This is a genomic window from Gammaproteobacteria bacterium (genome assembly GCA_009845905.1).
Lineage (GTDB): Bacteria > Pseudomonadota > Gammaproteobacteria > Steroidobacterales > Foliamicaceae > Foliamicus.
Map to the genome: position 1 here is coordinate 583191 of VXYS01000009.1, position 22139 is coordinate 605329.

A 22139-nucleotide genomic window follows, 5' to 3' on the forward strand; every position below is an offset into this window, starting at 1 on the left:
ACCGGCAACAACCCATGAGCACATCTCCCATAGTGCTGGCCTATTCCGGCGGACTGGATACCTCGTTCTGCGTGCCCTGGCTGAGCGAGAAGTATCGGTGCCCGGTGGTCACGCTGACGGTCAATACCGGCGGCATCGATTCCGGCCAGGCCGAATCGCTGGAGCGCCGAGCCCTGGCGTTGGGCGCCCGGCGGCATCTGCTGGTGGAGGCGCGCCCGCAGTTCTTCGATGAAGTGATCCGCCATCTCATTGCCGGCAACGTGCGGCGCGGGCACACGTATCCGCTGTGCGTGGGCGCCGAGCGGGGCGTGCAGGCGAAAATCCTGGCCCGCACCGCGCAGGAGCTGGGCAGCGACACCGTGGCGCACGGCTGCACAGCCGCCGGCAACGACCAGTTCCGTTTTGAAATGGCCATGCGCGCGCTGGCGCCCGAAATTACCGTGCTGGCGCCGGTGCGCGACGAGTCCTTCCAGCGCCGTGAGCAGGTCGCGTACCTGGCCGAGTGCGGCGCGCCGCAACTTCCGCAGGGCGGCGATTACTCGATCAATCGGGGCCTGTGGGGCGTGACGATAGGCGGCCGCGAGACCCTGACTTCCGCGGGCTCCATCCCGGAAGAGGCCTGGGTGCTGTCAGCGGGTGCGCTGGAGGATCCGCGTCTCCCGGAGTCGCATGAACTGGAATTCGAGGTGGGGCTGCCGGTTGCCTGGGACGGCGAAGCCATGCAGCCCGTGGAGCTGATCGAGACGCTCGAAGCCGCCGGGAGCCGGTTCGGAATCGGCCGGGGCATCCACCTGGGCGACACGATTCTCGGCTCCAAGGGCCGGGTGGCCTACGAAGCTCCGGCCGCGGAGATACTCCTGTGCGCGCATCGCGAACTGGAAAAACTCACGCTGGGCGCGGGACAGATGCGGGTCAAGGACACGCTGGCGGCCGTCTACGGCGACCTGGTTCACGAGGGCAAGCAACTCGATCCGGTCTGCCGGGATATCGAGGCCTATTTCGACAGTTCGCAGGCGCGGGTATCGGGCCGCGTGCACCTGGCGCTGCAGCCGGGAGCCGTCTGGGTCCGCGGCGTCGAATCGCCCCATTCGCTGCTGGCCGCAAGCCGGGGCGTGTACGGGGAGAAGGCCGGGGAATGGTCTCCACGCGATGCGCTGGGCGCGGCCCGGGTCATGGCGCTGCCCGGCATGCTGCACAGTCGCGTGGGCGAATCGGCCGAAGGAGGTGGCAGCGATGCGTAGCGTAGTGATCGACAAGATGGCCTCGGTCGCCTCGGGCCTCGAACTGGGGCGCGAATTGCGCGTGGGCGAGAGCATTCCCAGCGAGGAAGGCGTGATCGTGGCCGTGGAAGTCCTGAACGACAAATCCTCGTATAACCGGCTGGAACTGGCCAGCGGCCGAATGGCGCGCGTGCGCAGCGGCGATATCGTGGTGGGCGCCCTGGGCCACCGCAAGGCCCTGTTCGGGTATTCCGGCCACCTGCCGGAGACCGTAAAGCGCGGCGACGTCCTGCAGTTGCTCAACATAGGCGGCGTCATAGGCGTGTGCGACTCCGTCAACGCCACGATGGGTTCGCCCTTCGACGTGCGCGTTCTGGGAGTGGTGCTGGAGTTCCCGTACCTGGGCCAACGGGTCGGCGTGCCCGCGCGGGTCGGTGGGCAGGCGCTGGATGGCGAGGGGCCGGGCGAACTCAACCTCGGGGGCGTTCCGGTCGTGGCCCTGGCCGGAACCTGCATGAACTCGGGCAAGACCGCGGCAGCCTGTGCGATTATCGGCCGGCTGCGGCACGAGGGCTACGTGGTGGACGCCTTCAAGGCCACCGGCGTATCGCTGCGCCGCGACATCCTCGCGATGGAGGACGCCGGCGCGCGAAATACCGCGATCTTCACCGATTTCGGGATCGTCAGCACGGCTCCGGAGAACGCACCGACCCTGGTGCGTTCGATGCTGCGGCAGATGGCGGCGGCAGCGCCCGACGTGATCCTGTTCGAGTTGGGCGACGGCATACTGGGCGCCTATGGCGTGGAGGCCATCCTCGCCGACGACGGGATACGCTCGTCCATTTCCTGCCTGCTGCTGTGCGCCAGCGATCCCGTCGCCGCCTGGGGCGGGGCGCGGCTGCTCAAGGAGCTTTACGGGATCGAGGTGGCCGCCGTTACAGGTCCGGCCACGGACAACCAGGTGGGACTGGACATCCTGGGGCAGCGGGTCGGCGTGCCGGGCTATAACGCGCTGACGCAAAGCGCGGAGCTCGGCGAGTTCGTGGCCCGCAACGTCTCGCTGGGGCGGTTATGAGCATTCCGGCCGTAATTCTGGGCGCTTCCGGGTACGTGGCGGGCGAACTGCTGCGCATCCTCGCCGGTCATCCGGATTTCCGTATCGCCGGGGCGATTTCCGAAAGCAACGCGGGCAAGGCGGTGGAATCCGTGTTTCCCAACCTCACGGGCATCTGGCCGGAGTTTCGGTTCCGGCCCTTCTCCGAGCTGGACGAGGTGCTTGGGGAGCGTTGCGCTGTTTTTTCCTGTGCTCCGCATGGCGCAAGCGCGGGTCTGATCGCGGCAGCGCTGAAGGTGGCCGACGACCGGGGAGCCCGGGTCCGCATCGTCGATGCTTCGGCGGACTTTCGCTTCGCCGACGCGGATGCGTACGAGCAGGTTTACGGCGCAGCACATGGCGCACCGGAACTGCTGCCTTCGTTCTCTTGCGCGTTACCGGAACACCGCCCGGAGGCCGCCACGCGGCATATCGGCCATCCCGGCTGTTTCGCCAGCGCATTGCTGCTGGCGTCGGTGCCCCTGATGCGCCACGGGCTCACCGCTACGCCCCTGTTCGCCAGCGGCGTTACCGGCAGCACGGGCGCCGGCAAACAACCTCTTCCGACCACTCATCATCCGGTCCGGCATTCCAATATGTTCGCCTACCGTCCGCTCAATCACCGGCACGCGCCGGAGGTTGAGGCCGTGTGCGAGGCGGTGAGCGGCGTGCGGCCGGATCTGCGCTTCGTGCCGCACTCGGGGCCGTTCGCGCGCGGGATCTACGTGACGATGCAGGCGGGGCTCAAGCAGTCCGTCAGCGCGGAGCGCATCAGGGAGGCGTTTGCGGATACCTATGCCGAGGCTCCTTTCGTGCACGTGATCGACGGGCCGCCGAAGCTCAAGGACGTGGTTGGAGGCAACCATGCCCATATCGGGCTCACTGCGGACCAGGGTTCGGTGGCCGTCTTCGTGGTGCTGGACAATCTCGTCAAGGGTGCGGCCGGCGGCGCCGTGCAATGGATGAATCGCCTGTACGGTCTTGAGGAGACCGCGGGCCTTGCGGCCGCGGGTCCGGCGTGGACGTGAGCGTCGCGTCAGGGACGGCGGCCGCCGCCGATGTGCGCGGGGCCGAGGCTGCGCACCTGGCCCAGGTGTACGCGCAATTTCCGTTCGAGGTCGTGTCGGGCGACGGCGCTTACCTCAACTGCGCCGATGGCCGCCGCTTGCTGGACCTCTACGGCGGGCACGCGGTATGCGCCCTCGGCTACGGGCATCCGCGGCTGACGCAGGCCATCCGGCGGCAGGCCGGCGAACTGCTGTTCGCCAGCAACGCGGTGGCGTTGCGCGTGCGTGCGCGCGCGGCCGACAAGCTTGCGGAGTTCGCGCCGCCGGGGCTCGCTCGGGTTTTCTTCGTCAATTCGGGGGCGGAAGCCAACGAGAACGCTCTGCGCCTGGCCTGCAAGCTCACGGGACGCTCGCGCGTGGTCGCCCTGGAGCATGGTTTTCACGGCCGCACCGCGGCCGCCGGCGCGGTAACCTGGGGCGCGCGCGAGCGCTGGTACGGGTTTCCGGGAATGCCTTTCGACGTGGCCTTCGCACCCCGCGATAACGCCGCCGCCGCGACATCTCTCATCGATGAAGAAACCGCCGCCGTCATTCTCGAGCCCATACAGGGCCTCGCGGGCGCATTCGCCCTGAGCGACGAATTCCTGCGCGACGTGCGCGCCGCCTGCGACAGGCAAGGCGCGTTCCTGATCGCCGACGAGGTGCAGTGCGGTATGGGTCGAAGCGGCCTGCCGTTCGCTATCTCGCACTCGGGCGTGGCGCCGGACATGATCACGGCCGCCAAGTCCCTGGGCGCGGGCTTTCCCTGCGCGGCGCTGCTGATGCGCGAGGATATCGCCGTCCAGCTCGGCGGCGGCGACCTGGGCACGACCTTCGGCGGCGGTCCGCTCGCCTGCGCGGCCATCGAGGCGGTGCTGGACGCGATGGAAGAGGAACAGCTTCCGGCGCAGGCCGCGGAGCGGGAGCGACAGATCCGCTCGACCTGCATTGCGGGCCCGGTCACGGCGATCGACGGGCGCGGGCTGCTGCTGGGCCTGAAATGCTCCGGCGGCGCGCGGCAGGTTCGTGACGACCTGCTTGCGGTGGACATTCTTACCGGGACCAGTGCGCTGCCCGAATGGCTGCGCCTGATGCCCCCGCTTAACCTGCGCGAACAAGAGGCGGCGCAACTGGCCGCCGCCGTGCATCAACTCGGCCCTCATCAGGAGCAGGCAAATGAGTGACATCCAACGATTCGACGACCTTGCGGACTTTTCGCCCGAGCAGATAGCGGCGCTTCTGGCCCTGGCCGGCCGGTTGGAAGAGCATCCGGAACCGGAGGCCCTGAAAGGCAAGGTGCTGTCGCTGCTGTTTCTGAATCCATCGCTTCGAACGCTGGCTTCGTTTCAGGCTTCCATGACCCGCCTGGGCGGAGGCGCGTTCGTGATCTCGCCGGAAATGTCCATCCACGGGCTGGAGACGCGGCCCGGAATCGTGATGGACGGCGCCGCGGCCGAACACGTCAAGGAAGCGGTGCCGGTGATCGCCTCGTACGGCGACGCGCTGGGCCTGAGGGCGTTCGCCGAGCGCCGCGACCTGGTGGAGGACCTGGAAGACCGCGAGTACCGGAGCATGGCGGAGTTGGTTTCAACGCCCCTGATCAACATGGAATCGGCGATCAACCATCCCTGCCAGAGCCTGGCCGACTGGAAGACCATGGACGACCTGGGCGCCCCGGTTTCGGGGGGCAAGTTCGTCCTTAGCTGGGCCTACCATCCGCTGGCGCTTCCGCTTGCCGTGCCGGCGGCGACGATCCAGATGGCGGCCATGCGCGGAATGGACGTGACCGTGCTCCGCCCGGACGGGTTCGAGCTGCCGCCCCAGGTCATGGACAAGGCCCGTACGCTGGCCGGGCGTTCCGGGGGGTCGATCCGTGAAACGGACGACCGCTCCGAGGCGCTTGACGGCGCGCACGTCCTGTACGCCAAATCCTGGAGTTCGACGGTTCATTACGGCGACAAGCACGAGGACTACCAGTTGCGCAACCGGCACGAGGACTGGTGCGTCGACGAAGACTGGTTCGCGCCAGCCGATGAGGATTGCCGGTTCATGCACTGCCTGCCGGTGCGCCGCAACGTGGTGGTGAGCGAGGCAGTGCTCGACGGGCCGCGCAGCGTAGTTGTGCCGGAAGCGCGCAATCGGATGTGGGTGCAGATGGCCGTGCTCTACGCGATGCTGGGGCCGGGACTGTGAACCGCTCGCGTCCGAGCGGCACCGGCTTCGGGGCGCTGCGGGCCGCGGCGCCGTATCTGCGCTTGTACCGTGGCCGCGTTTTCGTCGTGAAGCTGGGTGGCGAGGTCTTGAGCCGCAGCAGCCGCATAGAAGCTCTGGTCGAGCAGGCCGGGGTCCTGCAGGCGCTGGGCGTGCGGGTGGTGATCGTGCACGGCGGAGGACCGCAGTCGACCGAACTGACCGAGCGCCTGAAACACAAGGCGCGGATGGTGGCCGGCCGCCGCGTAACCGGGCCGGAAGACCTGAAGGTGGCCTCGTACGTGCTGAACGGCGAGGTCAACACGCAATTGCTCGCCGCCTGCCGGGCCTGCGGTATCCCCGCGGTCGGCCTGTCCGGGGTCGACGCCGGCCTGGTGACGGCCCATCGCCGCCCGCCGGTGAAGATGGAAGACGCGGGCGACGAACCGGTGGATTTCGGCTTTGTGGGGGACATCGACGAAGTCGAGCCGGCGGTTCTGGATCTTGCCCTCGGGGAAGGCCTGATTCCGGTCGTAAGCCCGCTGTCGGCCGACGGCGAGGGCAATCTGCTGAATATCAATGCCGACACCGTGGCCGCTTCGCTGGCGGTCGCCATCAAGGCGGAGAAACTGGTTCTCACGATGGCCGCGCCAGGCATACTCGAGGATCGCTCCGATCCGTCCACGCTGTTGTCGTATATCGATCTCGCCGGATTGCGCAAGCTACGCGAACAGGGATCGCTGGGCGACGGCATGCTGCCCAAGGCCACGGCCATCGAATCCGCCATCACGGGCGGTGTTCCGCGGGTTCACCTGGTGTCCGGGAGCACGCAGGACGCGTTGCTGCGCGAAGTATTCACCAACGAAGGATGCGGAACGCTGGTCGTGCGCAGCATCGATGCGCTCTCCGCGGCGGAGCAGGAGGCGGCGAAATAATGACGCGCCTGTGGGACAAGGGCGGCAAGCTGGACGAAACGGTCCTGCGCTACACGGCCGGCGAGGACCACATCCTGGACGCGCGCCTGGTCGAGTACGACGTGAAGGCCTCGATCGCGCACGCCGGCATGTTGCACGCGGCAGGCTACCTGACGGAGGGGGATCACGCCGCGATCGTCGAAGGTCTGGGCGAACTTGCCGCCGGTCACGCGGCCGGGGCCTGGGCCATTTCGCTCGAAGAAGAAGACGTGCATACGGCCCTTGAGCGGCGCCTTGTAGCGCGGATCGGCGACGCCGGCGCCCGCGTGCACCTAGGACGTTCGCGCAACGACCAGGTGCTGGCGGCGTTGCGCCTGTATCTCAAGGACGCCGCTTCATCCCTGCGGAATGCCGCCGAAGAGGTTGCCACAGCGCTGGACGATCTCGGTGAGAGTCAGGGCGGTTTGCCGTTGCCCGGTTACACGCACATGCAGCAGGCCATGCCGAGCAGCGTGGCTCTGTGGGCGGGCGCCTATGCCTCGGAACTGCGCGACGACGCGGCCGGCCTTCGGTCCGCCGTGCGCCGACTGGACCGCAACCCGCTGGGCAGCGCCGCGGGCTTCGGCGCGCCCGGGCTGAAGCTCGATCGTGAACGCACCCGCAAGGCCCTTGGTTTTGCCGAAGTGCATGAGCCGGTCACGGCCGTGCAGCTGTCGCGCGGCAAGGCCGAAGCCGGGCTGGCGTTCGAATGCGCGCTTCTGGTCCAGGACCTGGGCCGGCTGTCGGGCGACCTCCTGTTGTTTTACACGCAGGAGTTTGCGCTCGTTGACCTGGCGCCGGAAGTGACCACCGGTTCGTCCATCATGCCCCAGAAGCGCAACGCCGACGCCCTGGAGCTGGTGCGCGCCGCCGGCGCCACCGCGCGCGCTTCACTGCTGGAAATCCTTGGCATACCTGCATCACTGCCCTCCGGTTATCAGCGCGACCTGCAGCGCATCAAGGCGCCACTTTTCCGCGTGGTCGATCTTGCCGGCGAAAGCTGCGAAGTCGTTTGCCGTATAGTGCGCGCTTTGCGCTTCAACCCGGAGCGTTGCGGGGAGCTGACGTCCGCCCGGGGTCTGCACGCCGCCGAGCGCGCCAACCGGCTGGCGGTCGAGCGGGGATTGAGTTTTCGCGAAGCGTACCGGCAGGTGGCGGAGCAGGAGAAAGAGTGAGCGGCAGAATATGGCATCCCAGGGCGTTCGATCGTCCCGAGCAGCTCAACGCCCTGGAGAAGGACCGGATGCTGGGACATCTGGGCGTGGAGATTGTCGAGATCGGCGACGACTACCTGCGCGCCCGCATGCCCGTGGACTACCGCACCCAGCAGCCGTTCGGGTTGCTGCACGGCGGCGCCTCGGCGGTCCTGGCGGAATCGGTCGGAAGCTGGTCGTCCTACCTCACCATGCCTCCCGGCGAATACCAGGTCCTCGGCCTGGAAATAAACGTCAGCCACCTGCGCCCGGCGAGATCGGGTTACGTGTACGGCACCGCCCGCCCGGTGCGGCTCGGCAGCGTGGTCCACGTCTGGGACATACGGATCACCGACGAAGCGGAAGTTTTGCTGAGCATTTCCAGACTGGCGACCTCCGTTCGCCGGCTGAAGCGGCCGAACGCGTGATAATCTTGCGCGCGCCGAAGAGGGAGAAACTCGTGAAGAAATTACTCGTTGTCGCCTGCGCGCTGGCGCTTGGAGCCTGTGCGGCCCAGCAGTCCGCGGTGCAATCCGCGGATGCCGCTCCGGAAGCGCAACAGGCGCAGGCATCCGAAGACTCGGCCGCCGCACGCCGGGAGCAGCGGCGCAAGAGCGATCAGACGTACGTTACCTCGCTGGAACGCAGGGACAAGACGGGCTCCCGCATCAATCGCGTCCGCCGCAGGGGCGAGCCGGAAGAGGACAACACCGCCGGCAAGCGCGTGGAAACCATTACCGGGGAACAGCTCGAGGAGATCGAGGAAAGGGGCGGGACCGTAGTTATCGGCGGCGAGGGATAGCCGGCACATTTCACCGGTTTCTGCCCTATCATCGCCCCCTTCTTCCGGGAGTATTGGAGGCAGGGATGCCGGAGCAAGCTACAGGGATGTATTCATGCGTCTCCCGGAAGAAGGGGGCGATGATAGGGCTACGGTCGGCGCGCAATCAATCGGCTTCAGGTTCGCTTTTCTTGAGCATCAGCCGCGCCATCAGAATGCCGATCTCGTAGAGCAGGTACATCGGTATGGCCAGCAGCGTCTGCGAGATCATGTCGGGCGGAGTCACCAGCATTCCCAGCGTGAACGCCCCCAGCAGAATGTAGGGCCGTTTGCTGCCGAGTGATTGCGGGCTGACGATGCCCGCGCCCACCAGCATGAGGATAGCGATCGGCACCTCGAAGGCTAGCCCGAAAACAAAGAACAGCACGACCACGAAGTCCAGGTATTCGCCGATATCGGTCATCATGGCCACGCCTTCGGGCGTTGCGGCGGCAAAGAAACTGAACATGAGCGGGAAAACGACGAAGTAGGCGAAAGCCGCTCCGGCGTAGAACAGGAATATGCTGGAGAGCACCAGCGGCAGCGCCACCTTCTTTTCGCGCTTGTACAGACCCGGCGCCACGAAGGCCCAGGCCTGGTATATGACCACCGGCATGGCGGTGAACAGCGCCACGAAAAAGGCCGTCTTGAAGGGAGTCAGAAACGGCGAGGCCGGCCGGATGGCGACCATCGTGAATCCTTCGGGAAGCTGGCTCATCAGCGGCGACGCTACCAGCGTGAAAACTTCCTGGGCAAAGGGCACCAGGCCAACGAAAACGACCAGTATCGCGCCGGCCGCCTTCATCAGGCGGGAGCGCAGTTCGATCAGGTGCGAAAGAAGGCTGGACTCCTCCAGTTCCTCCTTTTCTTCCTTGTCTTTCCGCTCGGACTCGCTATTCACCGGACTGACTTTGTTCGGTGTCTTCCTTGCCGGACTCTTGCGCGGTTTCGGCTTCCTTTTCCTTGCCGGATTCCTGCGCGGTTTCGGCTTCCTTTTCCTTCTGCTCGCCGCCCTTTTCCTTTTGCGCTGTTTTCGGCTTCGCGCCGGCCGACGCCCCGGCGGTCCCACGAGCCGAGAACGGCCTCGGATCGTCCAGATCCACTTCCTGGCGCAACTGGTACATCAGCGTCCGCGACATGCGCCTCGCCTGCCCCACCCAGCGCCCGAGCTGTGCGGCGACTTTCGGCAGGCGCTGCGGCCCCAGGACGATCAGGCCCAGGCCCGCCAGCAGCACGAGTTCCGTAAAGCCGATATCAAACATGGTTCACGTCGTTCGACCGGCGCGGCCGGTCGAGGCGGAGCAACGGGTGCGATAACCGGGCTGAATCAGGCCTTGGGCGCGTCCTTCTCCTTGCTCTTCGCGCCGGTGTCGGTCTCGCTGAACTCCGCGTCGTTGCGGGCCAGCTTGTCCGGATCGGCCTTGTCCGGGTCGGCAACGGCCTTGCGGAATCCCTTGATGGCGGAGCCCAGGTCACTGCCGAGGTTCCGGATCCGCGAGGTGCCAAATATCACCAAGGCGAGCAGCAGCACTACCAGTAGCTGCCAGCCGCTGATTCCGCCAAATCCCATTATTTCGTCCTCTTAGCGCTCTTGGAGTCTCCGCCGGGTCTATTTTGCCCATGCGCTACTCGCCTGAGCAGCGCTACGGTAGCTCGTAATCATAACCTCAAGCTCATACTGTCTCACCAGCAACAGCCTTCGCTTTAATTCCGCCTTCTCATTGCCCCCTTCTTCCGGGAGACGCATAAATCCATCCATGTAGCTTGGTTCCGCCATCCATGGCTCACACACTCCCGGAAGAAGGGGGCAATGAGAAGGCTACGGTGGGTGAGCGCCCGGATGGGCTTGCAGGAGAATGGTTACCGGCCCCGAGTTGACCAGTTCGACGTCCATGTCGGCGCCATAGACGCCCGTTGCCACGCGCACGCCCAGCGCTTTCGATTCGGCCACCAGCCGGTCGAACAGCCGCCGTCCCACGTCGGGCGGCGCCGCCTTCGAAAACCCCGGCCGGGTGCCCTTGCGCGTGTCGGCCGCGAGCGTGAACTGCGATACCAGCAACAGTTCGCCGCCCACGTCCTTCAGGCTCAGGTTCATCCGGCCGCCGGCGTCCGGAAATACGCGATAGCCCACGATGCGCTCCGCCAACCGCCTGGCCTGCGCATCGCCGTCGCCCCGTTCCACGGCGGCCAGCACCAGCAGGCCGCGGCCGATTTCACCGGATGTCTCGCCATTCACGCTAACTCGCGCGCGGCTGACGCGTTGCAGCAGCCCGATCATCTGTTCCCTTTTCCCGCCGGTATAGTATTCGCGCCATTCATACGGGGAATCTCATGCCGCAATTGACGGTCAAGGCGATAGTAACCGGTGTGCTGCTGTCGATCATTCTTTCCTGGGCCAACGCTTATATCGGACTTTTCGCGGGACTTACGGTCTCGGCATCGATTCCCGCCGCGGTGCTGTCCATGGCCGTTCTGAGCCTGTTCAAGCGCAGCAACATACTTGAGCACAACATCGTGCAGACCGCCGCCTCCGCGGGCGAGTCGCTGGCGGCCGGAGTGATCTTCACGCTGCCGGCGTTGCTGATACTCAACTACTGGGACGTGTTCGACTATTGGTGGGTAAGCGTGATCGCCGGTGTCGGGGGCCTCCTGGGGGTGATGTACACCATTCCGCTGCGTCATTCGCTGATCGTTTCCGAGAACCTGGCCTTCCCGGAAGGCCAGGCAACGGCGCAGGTGCTCAAGGCGGGGCAGGAGCGCGGCGGAGAGGTGCGCTTCCTGGCACTGGGCGCCGGCCTGGGCGCGCTGCTCAAGCTGTCCGAGACCGGATTGAAGCTCTGGGACGGAATCGCTCAGGCGGCTGCGCGCGTCGGCGATAGCATCGCCTACGCGGGATCGAACCTGTCGCCGGCCCTGGTCGGCGTCGGCTACATCGTGGGAATCAATATCGCCAGCCTGGTCCTGCTAGGTGGCCTGTTCTCGTGGAACGTCGCCCTGCCCGTGTTCGGCGCCTTCTATCTGGAAAACAACCCCGAATTCGCTGCAGCCGTTGCCGGCATGTCCGCCGCGGATGCGGCCTTCGCGATCTGGAGCACGCAGATTCGCTACCTTGGCGTGGGCGCAATGATCACGGGCGGCCTCTGGGCGATTGTCTCGCTGCGCGGTTCGCTGGTGGAAGCCTTCCGGCGGGGCTTCGGGAAGTCCGCCGCGACGACCGCCATGGCGGAGACCGATCGCGACACGCCGATGCGCATCGTGCTGAGCGGCGTGGCGGTCATGGCTGTGTTCATGTGGTTCATCTACTACAACGTGGTGGACAGCGCCGGCATTTCGCTGGCCATGACCCTGCTGATGGTCACGACCGGCTTCCTGTTCTCGGCGGTAGCCGCGTACATGGCCGGACTGGTCGGGTCCTCGAACAACCCCGTATCGGGAGTCACCATCGCCACCATCCTGTTTTCCTCGCTGCTGATGCTGTGGCTGGTCGGAAGGGAAGACGCCAACGCGCCCGCGGCCGTGATCATGATCGGGGCCGTGGTGTGCTGCGCGGCGGCCATCGGCGGAGACAACATGCAGGACCTGAAGGCGGGCCGGATCGTCGGCTCCACGCCGTACAAGCAGCAGGTCATGCAGGTCGTGGGCGTCGTATCGGCCACCTTCCTGCTGGCGCCGATACTGAACGTGCTGCTCACCGCCTACGGCATCGGCCCGGCAACCAGCGAGCAGCCCGACTCTCTGCAGGCGCCCCAGGCCACGCTGATGGCATCCGTGGCTGCCGGGGTGCTCGGCGACGCCGAACTTCCCTGGAACATGATCGCCACTGGCGCCGCCGTGGGCGTGCTGATCATCGTCTGCGACGAAGTGCTGAAGGCGCGCAAGGCGGGCTTCCGCATGCCGGTGCTTGCGGTCGCGGTGGGAATCTATCTGCCGGTCGAACTGGCGGTTCCCATCTTCCTGGGCGGTTTGCTGTCCTACCTTGCCAAACGCGCGCGAGGCGGGGAAGCCGCCCGTTCCGGTTCGCTGCTCGCCGCGGGCCTGATCACCGGCGAGGCGCTGCTTGGCATTTTCATCGCCGTCGTGATCGTCGCGACCGGCGACAAGGCGCCGCTGGCGCTGCCGTTCTCGGCCGGATCCTGGCTCGGCATGCTGGCGCTTGCGGCCGTGGCGGTGCTGCTGTATCGTGCCGGCGCCCGCGGGAACGCGGCCGGCTCAAGCTGAAGATTTACCTATTTCCGATCTGGAGGAAACCCATGTCCCACTACCTCGTTGCCGTGTGCCACATCACCAACTTCAACGACAACATGAAGAAATACGCCCAGCTCTCCGCCGAGCTCGTGGCGAAGAACGGCGGTGAATACGTTATCCGTGGCCCGTCGGAAGAAGACGTCGAGGGCGACAAGCTGGCCGGCTGCTACCTGATCGTCAGCCGCTTCCCCACCCGAGAACAGCTCGATGCCTTCTGGAAGGGCGACGAGTACCGCAACAACGTGCGCCCGCTTCGCGCCGGCACCGGAAAGTACGACATCGCGATCTACCCCGCCGCCGCCTGAAGCGACAGGCGCAGAGGGCGCTCCCGCCGGCTTGAGCGCCGCGCGAGCGCCTGGCTCGCCTAGTCGATCGTCATGTAGCGTTCCAGTCGGGCGACTTCGGCGTCGTCGACGTACTTGCCTATTTCCCGGCGAAACTGCTCCATGTTGCGGTACGGGCGATACTCCAGGAACTCATGCACCATGCGGCTGCCCACGCCGGGAATGGCGGCAAACTCGGCCTCGCTCGCGGAGTTCAGATCCAGCGGCACGAAGACGTATTGCTCCAGGCGGGCAACCTCCGCGTCGTCCACGTATTTGCCGATTTCGCGCCGGAACTGCTCAAGGGAACGATACGGCCGGTACTCATCGAATTCGTGCGCCATGCGCCTGCCCACGCCGGGTATCAGCAGAATCTCCTCTTCCGACGCGGAGTTCAGATTGATCGGCACAAACAGTTGTCCGTAAACCTCCGCTCGCTGATTCCCGTTCAGCGATCCGCTCAAAAGATTGTCCAGTTCCGTCGCACCGGAAAAGGGCCGGCCTGCGAAGATGTTTCCGACCAGCTCCGCGTCAAGATGGGCGACGCCCGCAAGCTGATCTTCGTCGGCGATATTCGGATTCAGGACGCCGTCGTTATTGCCCACTTGTGCCAGCGTCAGGCTTGAGAAAATGCCGGTCAACAGAAAAATCGCTGCTTTTGATCGCATCATTCATGTTCTCCGCGAGAGTCCGGCAATGCTAGGTTCGCCGCCTGGCAGGGTCAAGATGCCATTGGGCCCTCGAATCGACTTTCCGGGCTAAGCTTCGCCGATGCTGCGCCGCCTGATCGATTCGCCGCACTTCCTGTGGCTCCTGCTTTCGCTGCCCGGAGCGGTCATCGTGTCGCGCTACGCAACGGGCGCCACTTTCTACGGCGAGGTCGTGCTGTCGACCGGACAGATCTCGGCGCAATTGCTTATTGCGACGATGGCCGTTACGCCGCTGAGACTGATGTTTCCCTCCCAATCCTGGGTCATCTGGCTATTGCGGCGGCGGCGCTATTTCGGGGTGGCTGCGTTCGGGTACGCCGCATTGCACACGGCCGTTTACCTGGTTCGAAAAGGGGTGTTCGGAGACATCGTTTCCGAGGCTGCCGAGCCCGGTCTTCTTACCGGCTGGATCGCCCTGGCCATCTTCGTTCCGCTGGCGCTGACCAGCAACGACACGGCCGTTCGGCGCTTGCGGCGGCTCTGGAAACGCCTGCACCGCTGGGTCTATGCGGCGGCCCTGCTGGTCTTTGCGCACTGGGTCATCACGGCTTTCGATCCCACCTTCGGTCTCGTCCATCTGGCCGTGCTGACCGCTCTGGAAGGATTCAGGCTGTGGAAGACGAGTCGTGGCGGGGGGCGCCGGCCGACATGAAGCGCGCCCGGGCGGTCGCCGCGAGTGCGCCGTTGTCGTCGCGGAAGGCCTTGCCCTCCATTTCCATCATGCGGCCGCGGCGGCGCAGCAGCCGGCCTTCGAGCTTCAGGCCGACTCCCATCGGCACCGCGTCGCGGTAACGGATCTCGCAGCGCGCCGTGTGGGCGCGCAGGCCCTGCAGGAAACTCCAGTTGGCCATGACGTCGTCCAGCAGCGAATAGAGGATGCCTCCATGGAGCATTTCGCTGTAGCCCACATGCGTCGGCCCCGGCTTGAATTCCGCGCGACAGATCTGCTCGCCGCCTTCCTCCTCCAGGCGGAAACGCACCCTTAAACCCCCGGGGTTGGAAGGCCCGCAGACAAAGCAATGGTTGGCCGGGTCCCAGAGTTCGCTGATGTTTTTTCTCCTGCGCTAGGGCATGATTAGGCGGAGATCCGAATGATATGCGGGCTCAGGCAATGACTTACGATTCCGGCAACATCTTCGCGCGCATTCTGGCCGGTGAGGCCAAATCCCACCGCGTTTACGACGACGAGCATGTCCTGGCGATCATGGACGTCATGCCGCGCGCCGACGGCCATACGCTGGTGCTGCCCAAGGCGCCGTGCGCGGATTTTCACACGCTTCCCGCGGATGCCGTGCCCGGCGTGTTTGCGGCCACTCAGAAGCTCGCGGACGCCGTCAAGCAGGCGTTCGGGGCGGACGGCGTTCTGGTCATCGTGCGCAACGGCTCCGCTGCCGGCCAGGTCGTCTTCCACATGCACGTGCACGTCATTCCCTGCCGTCAGGGTCAGCCCGTGAAGCGGCCGGGACACGCGCTGGCCGATGACGAAGTTCTCGCGGATCACGCCCGGCTGATTCGCGAGGCGCTGTCCCGGCAGGCGGCGGAATAGCCGCAGCACTCATGCCTGCAAGTCACCTCAATTGGCCGTTTTTCGAGCAGCGGCATGGCCACCGGCAGAGCAGGCTGGACGCCTGGTGCGGCGAGCAATCCTGGGAGCAGGAGCCCTCCGATGCCGACCTGGACGCGAGCTGTCGGGACATCGCCACGCGTCTGGGCGAAGCCGGGTTCCTCAAGATCGCGGTACCGCAGCCGTTCGGCGATGACCCCAGCCTCGACGCCCGCAGTCTGTGCCTGATGCGCGAGACGCTGGCGCGGCACGAGCCCCTGGCCGATTTTGTCTACGCGATGCAGGTTCTCGGCAGCGCGCCGATCAGCCTGTACGGGAACTCCGGGCAGAAGGAGGCATGGCTGGGCGATGTGGCCGCCGGGCGGAAGATCGCGGCCTTCGCGCTCTCGGAGAAGAAAGCGGGTTCGGATGTCGCCGCCATGGCCATGCGCGCGGAGCGGCGCAAGGGCGACTACGTGCTGAACGGGGCCAAGGCCTGGATTTCTAATGCCGGAATCGCCGATTTCTACGTGGTGTTCGCCCGCACCGCCGAAGGCAAGCGCGGAATCAGCGCGTTCGTGGTGCCTGCCGATACGCCCGGCCTTCAGGTCGGGGAGCGCACCCGGGCCATTGCGGCGCACCCGCTGGGCAACCTTGAATTCAACGACTGCCGCCTGCCGGCGGAATCCATGCTGGGGGCGCCCGGAGACGGGATGCGCGTTGCGCTCGGCACTCTGGACCTGTGCCGTTCGACCGTGGGCGCGGCCGCGCTGGGCATGGCGCGCCGAGCCTACGGTGAAGCATTGCAGAGAGCACGCCGACGGGAGCTGTTCGGCGGGACCCTCGGTGACCTGCAGCTCACGCAGGCGGCCCTGGCCGATATGGCGACGTCCATCGATGCGGCGGCCCTTCTGATTTACCGGGCCGCCTGGACGCGTGATTCGGGGCAGGAGCGCATAACCCGCGAGGCCTCGATGGCCAAGCTGTTCGCGACCGAGCACGCGCAAACGGTGATCGACCGCGCGGTGCAGTTGTTCGGCGGCGAGGGAGTCCGGGCGGGCTCCGTGGTCGAGCGGCTGTACCGCGAGATACGCGCACTCAGGATTTACGAGGGCGCAAGCGAGATTCAGCAACTGCTGATCGCGCGCCACGAGCTGAAGGGCTAGTGCGGTGACACGCCAGTATCGGCAGTACGCTCTGCCATGGCTGCTTGCGCTTGCCCAATGCCTGCTGCTGCCGGCCGTCCATGCCCAGGCAAGCGAAGGCGCAAGCGCCGATCTTGAAGAAATCGTGGTGACCGCGCGGCGGCGCCCCAGCGATGCGCAACGCGTGGGCCGCAGCCTCAGCGTTCTGGACCTTGAGAGCCTCGGAGGACTGCCCGGACAGACGCACGTGCAGGAGGCGCTGGTGCGGGTGCCGGGCGTGAACCTGCAGCGGGGCAACGGACAGGAGTACCTGCCGGCGCTGCGGTCGCCGGTGCTCACGGGGGCCGGCGCCTGCGGCGCGCTGCTCACGGCAGAGGACGGCATTCCGCTGACCTCGCCGGGCTTTTGCAACATCAACGAACTTTTCTTCGCCCACCACGAGGCGGCTTCGCGCATAGAGGTGCTGCGCGGGCCGGGAACGGCCGTGCACGGAGGCAATGCGCTGCACGGTGTCGTGAACGTCATCACCGCGCGCAGCGCAGGGTCTTCGCTTGCCGGCCTGGAGTTGGGGTCGTACGGTCTGGCGCGATTCCGGCTGAACCGGTTCGGCGAGTCGGACAGCGGCCTCAGGTTGACCGCGGTGCGCGACGGCGGTTTTCGCGACGATGCCGGTTACCGGCAGTTCAAGCTCAACGCCTTTCGCTCAGGGAACCGGCGAGCCTGGGACTGGACCGGCGGCCTGGCCGTGAGCGGGCTGGACCAGGACACCGCGGGGTACATCACCGGACTCGACAGCTATCGCGACCGGCAAACCGCCCGCTCGAATCCGGACCCCGAAGCGTTCCGCAAGGCGCTCAATCTGCGCGCCTGGGCACGCCTTCAATATCGGAGAAGTGAAGCCTGGTCGCTGGTGCTGACGCCGTACCTGCGCTACTCGCGCATGCGCTTTCGGATGCATTTCCTGCCCGGCGACCCGTTCGAGCGCAACGGCCATTCGGGCGCCGGCCTGCAGACGGCCGCCTATATCGACCGACCAGCCTGGCGCCTCATTGCCGGTCTGGATTTCGAGTACGCGCGGGGCGATCTGCGCCAGTGGCAGGAGGGCGACGCCGCCGGCAGCGCATTCGTGCGGGCGGTCTTCCCCTCCGGGGACCACTACGACTACGAGGTGGACGCCGGCTGGCTGGCCCCGTTTGCGCAGCTTGATCTGCGTCTCGGAAGCGATTGGACCGCGAGTTTCGGAGCGCGTTACGAACGTGCGCGTTACGACTACCGCACCATGCTGCCCGCGGGACGCACGCGGGACGATCTGACTCCCTGCGGATTCGGAGGTTGCCGCTACAGTCGCCCGGCCGACCGCTCCGACAGCTTCGGGACGTTCTCGCCCAAGGCGAGCATCATCTGGAGCCCTTCAGGCAGCGCACGCGTCTGGCTCAGTTTCTCGCACGGCTTTCGCATGCCCCAGGCCACCGAGCTGTACCGCCTGCAGGGTGCGCAGGCCACGGCCGATTTGCGCCCGGAACAGCTTCGGGCGGCGGAACTGGGCGCGTCCTTCCGGCTCGAAGCCTTTGCCGCGCAGGTGGCGCTGTACCACATGCGCAAGCGGGACGTCCTTTTCCGGGACGCCGAGCTGTTCAATCGCGCGGGCGGCGGCACTCGACACGAGGGGTTCGAGATCGACGTGTCCTGGCGGGTGATATCCCGACTGACGGTGGAATTAACCGGCAGCGTTGCCCGGCACCGTTACGACAGGGATTACCTGCTCGGGGGCGTCAATCTGGACGGCCTCGAAGTGGACACCGCGCCCCGTCGGGTCGGCGGGACGCGCCTTCGCTGGAGGGGCGAGGCCGACTGGCAGATGGAACTGGAGTGGCTTTGGACTTCAGGCTACTTCATGGAGCCCCAAAACCGGCATCGCTATCCGGGTCATGAAATCCTGAACCTGCGCGCGCGCGCGGCGCTCGGGCCGCGGGTCATCGTTTATCTGCGACTGCTCAACCTGACCGGCCGGGCATACGCGGACCGCGCCGACTATACGGTCTTCAGCGGCGAGCGCTATTTCCCGGGACGGCCCCGGTCCCTGTTTGCCGGGCTGGAATGGCGCTGGGGCGCGTCCTCCTCCAACTAGCTGGCGCTTACAAGGACGGGACGCCGCGAGGGACATGCCCTCGCTCCCGGGGTTATTCGGCGGCGATCCATTCGCCGCCCTGGAAACCGCAGCCGATTTCCAGCGCGAATGCGTCACCGGTGTAGTAATGCTGCCTGGAGTCTCCCAGGTCGCAGACCCCCACCGTCTCGCGCTCGGCGTCGCACTCGGCGCCTTCCGCGAAGCTTGCGTCATGGTTGTCGTCTGTCTGACCCAGCTCCGTGCAGGCGGCTTCCGTCACCGGCGCCTGGCAAACGTCGAACGGGCCCGCGAACATGTTCTCCTGAACATAGGTGCAGGCGCCTACAGGCTCATCGTCGCCGATCGCGGCGCTCATCAATACCAGAAAAAGGCCGGGCAGCCAGCGTTTTGTCGTCATGTGTGTGTTCTCCCCTCTTCAGAACAGCGGCGAATGATAAACCAGCGCTCTGCTATGCTGCGGAGCACGACACTCGTTGGGAGGAATGCTCGGCCAATGTGGATAAAGAAGAACAGCATCGACCGGCCGCAGGATGGCCGCCTGCCCATTCCGACGCAAATCATCTCCAACGAGGAATATCTGCCGACGCCGCAGACACCCGAACAGCGCAAGGTGGAATTCCTGCTCAAGGAATGGTCCGCTCAGCGCAGCAAGACCCTGGGACTGTCGCGCCGCGAGTTTCTGGCCGGGAGCTGCGGAATGGCGATGGCCTTCATGGCGATGAACGAAGTGTTCGGTCCCTGGTTCCGCGTGCACGCGTCGGAAACCTACGATCCGGAGGCCTACCCCGAGTTATGGCCCAAGACTTCGTTCGTTTTCGACGTGCAGACGCATCACGTGCGCACCGATGGGGTGGAACCCCTGTTCTTCCGAAAGCTCTCGGCGCCGTTCAACAAGGAGCTGGCCGGGGTGGAACCGCAGAAGGGCGACCTGCAGTTCCGCAATTTCATAAAGGAAGTCTTTTTCGACAGCGATACGCAGGTGGCGGTCATCAGCGGCGTGGCCTCGAACCTGTTCAACGTGCTCAACTCGGACGAGATGGTGGAGGGCCGCGAGCGGATCAACGCGATGGCCGGATCGCAGCGGCTGCTGGCGCACGGGCTGACGGCGCCGTTCTTCCCGAATTTCCTGGAGGAGACCGAGCGCATGGCGCTGGACCTGAAGGTGGATTCGTGGAAGTTCTATCCGGGAGTGGTAGAGCGCAAGGGTGAGTTCCCGTTCTGGATGGACGACGAGGAGCTGATGTATCCCTTCTACGAGAAGATTCTCGGCTACGGGATGGATCTGGTGTGTGTGCACAAGGGCCTGCCGCTCCCCGGCAGCAGCCTGGAGCACAACCATCCGCGCGACATCGAAAAGGCCGCCCGCGACCACCCCGGGATCAACTTCATCATCTATCACTCCGGCTTCAAGGCGGCGAACTACGAGCTTCCGCCCGGCGACGGCTACATACAGGAGGGCGGCTACCTGCCCTGGACCACCGACCTGGTGCGGATGCGCGAGGCCAATCCCGACATGACCAACGTCTACATGGAACTCGGCACCACGTTCGGTCACACGGTCATCACCCATCCCAACGTTTGCGCGCATTTCCTGGGGCAGATCCTCAAGGCCTACGGGGCCGATCACGTGATCTGGGGCACGGACGCCATCTGGTGGGGGTCCCCGCAATGGCAGATCGAGGCCTTCCGCCGCTTCAGGATGCCCGAGGAGCTGCAGGAGGAGTTCGGCTATCCCGACCTCACGGACGCGGACAAGGACAAGATCCTGGGGCTGAACGCCGCGCGCCTGTACGGGATCGACCCGGACGAGGCCCGCAAGGCGCTACCGGCCGACGGGCTTTCGCAACTGAAGAACTGGTACGGCCACGAAGGCGGTCAACCGAGCAACACCCAATACGGCTGGATCAAGGCCTGACCGCAACCGATACGAGCTTGATGATTTGTCCGCCGCTGTCGTGTTCCAGCAGGAGATAGATTTCACCGGCCGGTCCCACCTCGATATCGCGAAACCGGACCACGTCCTCCAGCAGAGTTTCCTGACGGACCAGTTGATGGTCTTTCACTCTCATGCGCAACAGGTCGGAAGCCCGCAACGTTCCCACAATGAGGTCGCCGTTCCATTCAGGGAACATGTTGCCCTTGTAGAACACGAAGCTTGACAGGGCAGGCGCGGGCGTGAAGTCAACCAGAGGCTGCCGGATGTCCGCCAGGTCGAATTCGATGCCGAGCACTCTGCCCCAGGCTACAGGCGTACCGGTGTAATTGACGCCGAGCGAGTACAAAGGCCACCCGTAGTTGAGCCCGGGCTCGATGAGGTTGATTTCATCGCCCCCGCGCGGACCCATCTCGGTGCTCCAGACTTCGTTGCTGCGGTGATTGAACTCCAGACCCTGGGGATTGCGGTGGCCATAGGTCCAGATCGCCGGCTCCGCGCCGGGCGTTCCGACAAAGGGATTGTCGGCGGGCACACGGCCATCGTCATGCAGGCGCATGATCTTGCCGTAGGGGGTGCTGAGATCCTGTATGCCGATGTGTTCCATCGGGCCCTTGATCCCAACGCCGAAGAACACATAGCCGCTGTTATCGAAGGCTATGCGGCCGCCCGCGGCGATTTCCGGCATCAGGGTGTAGTGCTCGTGATCCGCCTGCCAGAGGACCTCTTCGTCCACCCAGGCGCCGTCCCTGATGCGCCCGCGCACGAGTTTGTTCATGGACACGTCCTGATCCGATTGCCGGCTGATCTCGTTGCAGCCGGAGCACCGGTCGCCGTAGTGGAGATAAATCCAGCCGTTGTTCCGGTAGTCGGGGTGAAGAGCCGCTTCCATCATCCAGCCCAGGCCCATCGGCTGACCGACGAAGTTGAAGGAGTCGGCATAGGCTTTGGGAGCGCCCCGGATCAGGTCCGATTGCTCCCCTTCGGCGCTGATGATGCTCAGGCCCCGGCGCTTTTCCGTCAGCAGCAGGCCGCCGTCGGGCAATGGTTCAATGGAGAACGGCAACGGATCAAGCGCGTCGATCACCGTTTCGACAACGAAGTCGTGGTGTTCGCTTTCAATGGCGCCGGACGGTATTTCCAGCGGAGCGTTGTAGCGGAAATCCTCCAGGTTGGTGCCCTGGCGCTGTTCCGAAATGTACAGGGCCAATGCCCAGATCTGCTGATCGCGGAGCGACTCAGAAAAGCCGGGCATCCCCCGATCCGGAAATCCTTCCGCCGTGCTCCTTGCTATGTCATCGATGGAATCGCCATGGAGCAATTCGGCTCCCGCGAGCGCCGTTCCCTGGGGCGCTCCCTGCAAGGCTTCTCCGTGGCAGACGGCGCATTCCCGCTGGTACAGCCTGGCGACTAGATCGGGCGGCGCGTCACCCATATTCAGCTCGCGCAGGTTGACGACCCGGGGCGCCCCTTCAGGCTGCGCCACTGCGGCGTTGAAGACGCCGTAAGCCGCGGCAATCAGCACGGTACATATTGCGGTCCTAAGCACTCCCGGAACCCTGTTCTTCTACAATGGCGTGGCATCCACAGGACGTAA

General features: G+C 65.5%; 23 protein-coding genes. 16 read left to right on the forward strand and 7 right to left on the reverse strand.

The genetic code is table 11. The annotated features are described in order from the left end of the window. Window positions 1–14: 14 nt before the first annotated feature. The 9 genes from argG (at window position 15) to F4036_10145 (ending at window position 8497) form a co-directional block, all read left to right on the forward strand. A complete protein-coding gene (gene argG / locus F4036_10105) occupies window positions 15–1241 on the forward strand; it encodes an argininosuccinate synthase (GenBank protein ID MYK38095.1) in 1227 nt (408 codons plus the stop codon). Further along, window positions 1234–2295, forward strand: coding sequence for a molybdopterin-guanine dinucleotide biosynthesis protein B (locus F4036_10110; protein MYK38096.1), 1062 nt, complete (start codon window positions 1234–1236; stop codon window positions 2293–2295). The genes argG and F4036_10110 overlap by 8 nt, the downstream gene beginning before the upstream one ends. Beyond that, a complete protein-coding gene (gene argC, locus F4036_10115; GenBank protein MYK38097.1) occupies window positions 2292–3341 on the forward strand; it encodes an N-acetyl-gamma-glutamyl-phosphate reductase in 1050 nt (349 codons plus the stop codon). Before F4036_10110 ends, argC begins: the two co-directional genes overlap by 4 nt. Then, window positions 3332–4543 carry an aspartate aminotransferase family protein gene (locus F4036_10120; GenBank protein MYK38098.1) on the forward strand — a complete coding sequence of 404 codons (1212 nt, stop codon included), beginning with the start codon at window positions 3332–3334 and terminating at the stop codon, window positions 4541–4543. The genes argC and F4036_10120 overlap by 10 nt, the downstream gene beginning before the upstream one ends. Then, a complete protein-coding gene (locus F4036_10125; GenBank protein ID MYK38099.1) occupies window positions 4536–5552 on the forward strand; it encodes an N-acetylornithine carbamoyltransferase in 1017 nt (338 codons plus the stop codon). The genes F4036_10120 and F4036_10125 overlap by 8 nt, the downstream gene beginning before the upstream one ends. After that, a complete protein-coding gene (argB, locus tag F4036_10130; GenBank protein ID MYK38100.1) occupies window positions 5549–6484 on the forward strand; it encodes an acetylglutamate kinase in 936 nt (311 codons plus the stop codon). Before F4036_10125 ends, argB begins: the two co-directional genes overlap by 4 nt. Continuing rightward, window positions 6418–7677 carry an argininosuccinate lyase gene (gene argH / locus F4036_10135; protein ID MYK38101.1) on the forward strand — a complete coding sequence of 420 codons (1260 nt, stop codon included), beginning with the start codon at window positions 6418–6420 and terminating at the stop codon, window positions 7675–7677. Before argB ends, argH begins: the two co-directional genes overlap by 67 nt. Before the next feature lie 68 nt (window positions 7678–7745). Then, a complete protein-coding gene (locus F4036_10140; GenBank protein MYK38102.1) occupies window positions 7746–8123 on the forward strand; it encodes a hotdog fold thioesterase in 378 nt (125 codons plus the stop codon). 32 nt (window positions 8124–8155) lie between these two features. After that, complete coding sequence (locus tag F4036_10145) at window positions 8156–8497, forward strand: hypothetical protein (protein MYK38103.1); 342 nt, start codon at window positions 8156–8158, stop codon at window positions 8495–8497. Between the two features lie 145 nt (window positions 8498–8642). Here F4036_10145 and tatC read toward each other — a convergent pair whose 3' ends face one another. From tatC to F4036_10165, 4 genes are all read right to left on the reverse strand, one after another. Then, window positions 8643–9320, reverse strand: coding sequence for a twin-arginine translocase subunit TatC (gene tatC / locus F4036_10150; GenBank protein MYK38104.1), 678 nt, complete (start codon window positions 9318–9320; stop codon window positions 8643–8645). Between the two features lie 88 nt (window positions 9321–9408). Beyond that, window positions 9409–9777, reverse strand: a complete 369-nt coding sequence (gene tatB / locus F4036_10155) for a twin-arginine translocase subunit TatB (GenBank protein ID MYK38105.1) — start codon at window positions 9775–9777, stop codon at window positions 9409–9411. A 65-nt stretch (window positions 9778–9842) separates the two neighbouring features. After that, window positions 9843–10085 (reverse strand): twin-arginine translocase TatA/TatE family subunit, encoded by a 243-nt coding sequence (gene tatA / locus F4036_10160; protein MYK38106.1) that lies wholly within the window; start codon window positions 10083–10085, stop codon window positions 9843–9845. A gap of 249 nt (window positions 10086–10334) precedes the next feature. Next, window positions 10335–10793: a D-tyrosyl-tRNA(Tyr) deacylase gene (locus tag F4036_10165; GenBank protein MYK38107.1), complete on the reverse strand. Its 459-nt coding sequence runs from the start codon at window positions 10791–10793 to the stop codon at window positions 10335–10337. 53 nt (window positions 10794–10846) lie between these two features. On the opposite strand from F4036_10165, the gene F4036_10170 reads away from it, so the two are divergent. Together F4036_10170 and F4036_10175 are read left to right on the forward strand one after the other, a co-directional pair. Continuing rightward, window positions 10847–12733, forward strand: a complete 1887-nt coding sequence (locus tag F4036_10170; GenBank protein MYK38108.1) for an oligopeptide transporter, OPT family — start codon at window positions 10847–10849, stop codon at window positions 12731–12733. Window positions 12734–12765: 32 nt separating this feature from the next. Then, the gene (locus F4036_10175; GenBank protein ID MYK38109.1) at window positions 12766–13065 is read left to right on the forward strand and encodes a DUF1330 domain-containing protein; all 300 of its coding nucleotides are present in this window, start codon (window positions 12766–12768) and stop codon (window positions 13063–13065) included. A 59-nt stretch (window positions 13066–13124) separates the two neighbouring features. Here F4036_10175 and F4036_10180 read toward each other — a convergent pair whose 3' ends face one another. Beyond that, window positions 13125–13754 carry a hypothetical protein gene (locus F4036_10180; GenBank protein MYK38110.1) on the reverse strand — a complete coding sequence of 210 codons (630 nt, stop codon included), beginning with the start codon at window positions 13752–13754 and terminating at the stop codon, window positions 13125–13127. Window positions 13755–13854: 100 nt separating this feature from the next. Between F4036_10180 and F4036_10185 the strand changes: the two genes are divergently transcribed. Next, window positions 13855–14445 carry a hypothetical protein gene (locus tag F4036_10185; protein ID MYK38111.1) on the forward strand — a complete coding sequence of 197 codons (591 nt, stop codon included), beginning with the start codon at window positions 13855–13857 and terminating at the stop codon, window positions 14443–14445. Here the strand turns inward: F4036_10185 and F4036_10190 are convergent. Next, entirely contained in the window at window positions 14399–14773 is a 375-nt protein-coding gene (locus tag F4036_10190) for a PaaI family thioesterase (GenBank protein ID MYK38112.1), read from the reverse strand. The genes F4036_10185 and F4036_10190 overlap by 47 nt on opposite strands. Window positions 14774–14904: 131 nt before the next feature. On the opposite strand from F4036_10190, the gene F4036_10195 reads away from it, so the two are divergent. From F4036_10195 to F4036_10210, 4 genes are read left to right on the forward strand one after another with little or no spacing between them, the layout of a single operon-like run. Then, window positions 14905–15339, forward strand: coding sequence for an HIT family protein (locus tag F4036_10195; GenBank protein MYK38113.1), 435 nt, complete (start codon window positions 14905–14907; stop codon window positions 15337–15339). Between the two features lie 11 nt (window positions 15340–15350). Beyond that, window positions 15351–16502: an acyl-CoA dehydrogenase gene (locus F4036_10200; GenBank protein ID MYK38114.1), complete on the forward strand. Its 1152-nt coding sequence runs from the start codon at window positions 15351–15353 to the stop codon at window positions 16500–16502. Between the two features lie 4 nt (window positions 16503–16506). Then, on the forward strand, window positions 16507–18609 hold the full coding sequence (locus F4036_10205; protein MYK38115.1) for a TonB-dependent receptor: 2103 nt from the start codon (window positions 16507–16509) through the stop codon (window positions 18607–18609). A 34-nt stretch (window positions 18610–18643) separates the two neighbouring features. Continuing rightward, on the forward strand, window positions 18644–20524 hold the full coding sequence (locus F4036_10210; protein MYK38116.1) for an amidohydrolase: 1881 nt from the start codon (window positions 18644–18646) through the stop codon (window positions 20522–20524). Here F4036_10210 and F4036_10215 read toward each other — a convergent pair. Further along, a complete protein-coding gene (locus tag F4036_10215; GenBank protein ID MYK38117.1) occupies window positions 20514–22091 on the reverse strand; it encodes a c-type cytochrome in 1578 nt (525 codons plus the stop codon). The genes F4036_10210 and F4036_10215 overlap by 11 nt on opposite strands. Window positions 22092–22139 lie beyond the last annotated feature (48 nt).

Coding starts and splice junctions, on each gene's coding strand:
- tatC (MYK38104.1), bottom strand. CDS start 9,320: ATGAAGGCGGCCGGCGCGATACTGGTCGTTTTCGTTGGCCTGGTGCCC.
- F4036_10175 (MYK38109.1), top strand. CDS start 12,766: ATGTCCCACTACCTCGTTGCCGTGTGCCACATCACCAACTTCAACGAC.
- argC (MYK38097.1), top strand. CDS start 2,292: ATGAGCATTCCGGCCGTAATTCTGGGCGCTTCCGGGTACGTGGCGGGC.
- tatB (MYK38105.1), bottom strand. CDS start 9,777: ATGTTTGATATCGGCTTTACGGAACTCGTGCTGCTGGCGGGCCTGGGC.
- argG (MYK38095.1), top strand. CDS start 15: ATGAGCACATCTCCCATAGTGCTGGCCTATTCCGGCGGACTGGATACC.
- F4036_10195 (MYK38113.1), top strand. CDS start 14,905: ATGACTTACGATTCCGGCAACATCTTCGCGCGCATTCTGGCCGGTGAG.
- F4036_10165 (MYK38107.1), bottom strand. CDS start 10,793: ATGATCGGGCTGCTGCAACGCGTCAGCCGCGCGCGAGTTAGCGTGAAT.
- tatA (MYK38106.1), bottom strand. CDS start 10,085: ATGGGATTTGGCGGAATCAGCGGCTGGCAGCTACTGGTAGTGCTGCTG.
- F4036_10180 (MYK38110.1), bottom strand. CDS start 13,754: ATGATGCGATCAAAAGCAGCGATTTTTCTGTTGACCGGCATTTTCTCA.
- F4036_10200 (MYK38114.1), top strand. CDS start 15,351: ATGCCTGCAAGTCACCTCAATTGGCCGTTTTTCGAGCAGCGGCATGGC.
- F4036_10110 (MYK38096.1), top strand. CDS start 1,234: ATGCGTAGCGTAGTGATCGACAAGATGGCCTCGGTCGCCTCGGGCCTC.
- F4036_10210 (MYK38116.1), top strand. CDS start 18,644: ATGCCCTCGCTCCCGGGGTTATTCGGCGGCGATCCATTCGCCGCCCTG.
- F4036_10170 (MYK38108.1), top strand. CDS start 10,847: ATGCCGCAATTGACGGTCAAGGCGATAGTAACCGGTGTGCTGCTGTCG.
- F4036_10125 (MYK38099.1), top strand. CDS start 4,536: ATGAGTGACATCCAACGATTCGACGACCTTGCGGACTTTTCGCCCGAG.
- argH (MYK38101.1), top strand. CDS start 6,418: ATGCGGAACGCTGGTCGTGCGCAGCATCGATGCGCTCTCCGCGGCGGA.
- F4036_10140 (MYK38102.1), top strand. CDS start 7,746: ATGCTGGGACATCTGGGCGTGGAGATTGTCGAGATCGGCGACGACTAC.
- F4036_10185 (MYK38111.1), top strand. CDS start 13,855: ATGCTGCGCCGCCTGATCGATTCGCCGCACTTCCTGTGGCTCCTGCTT.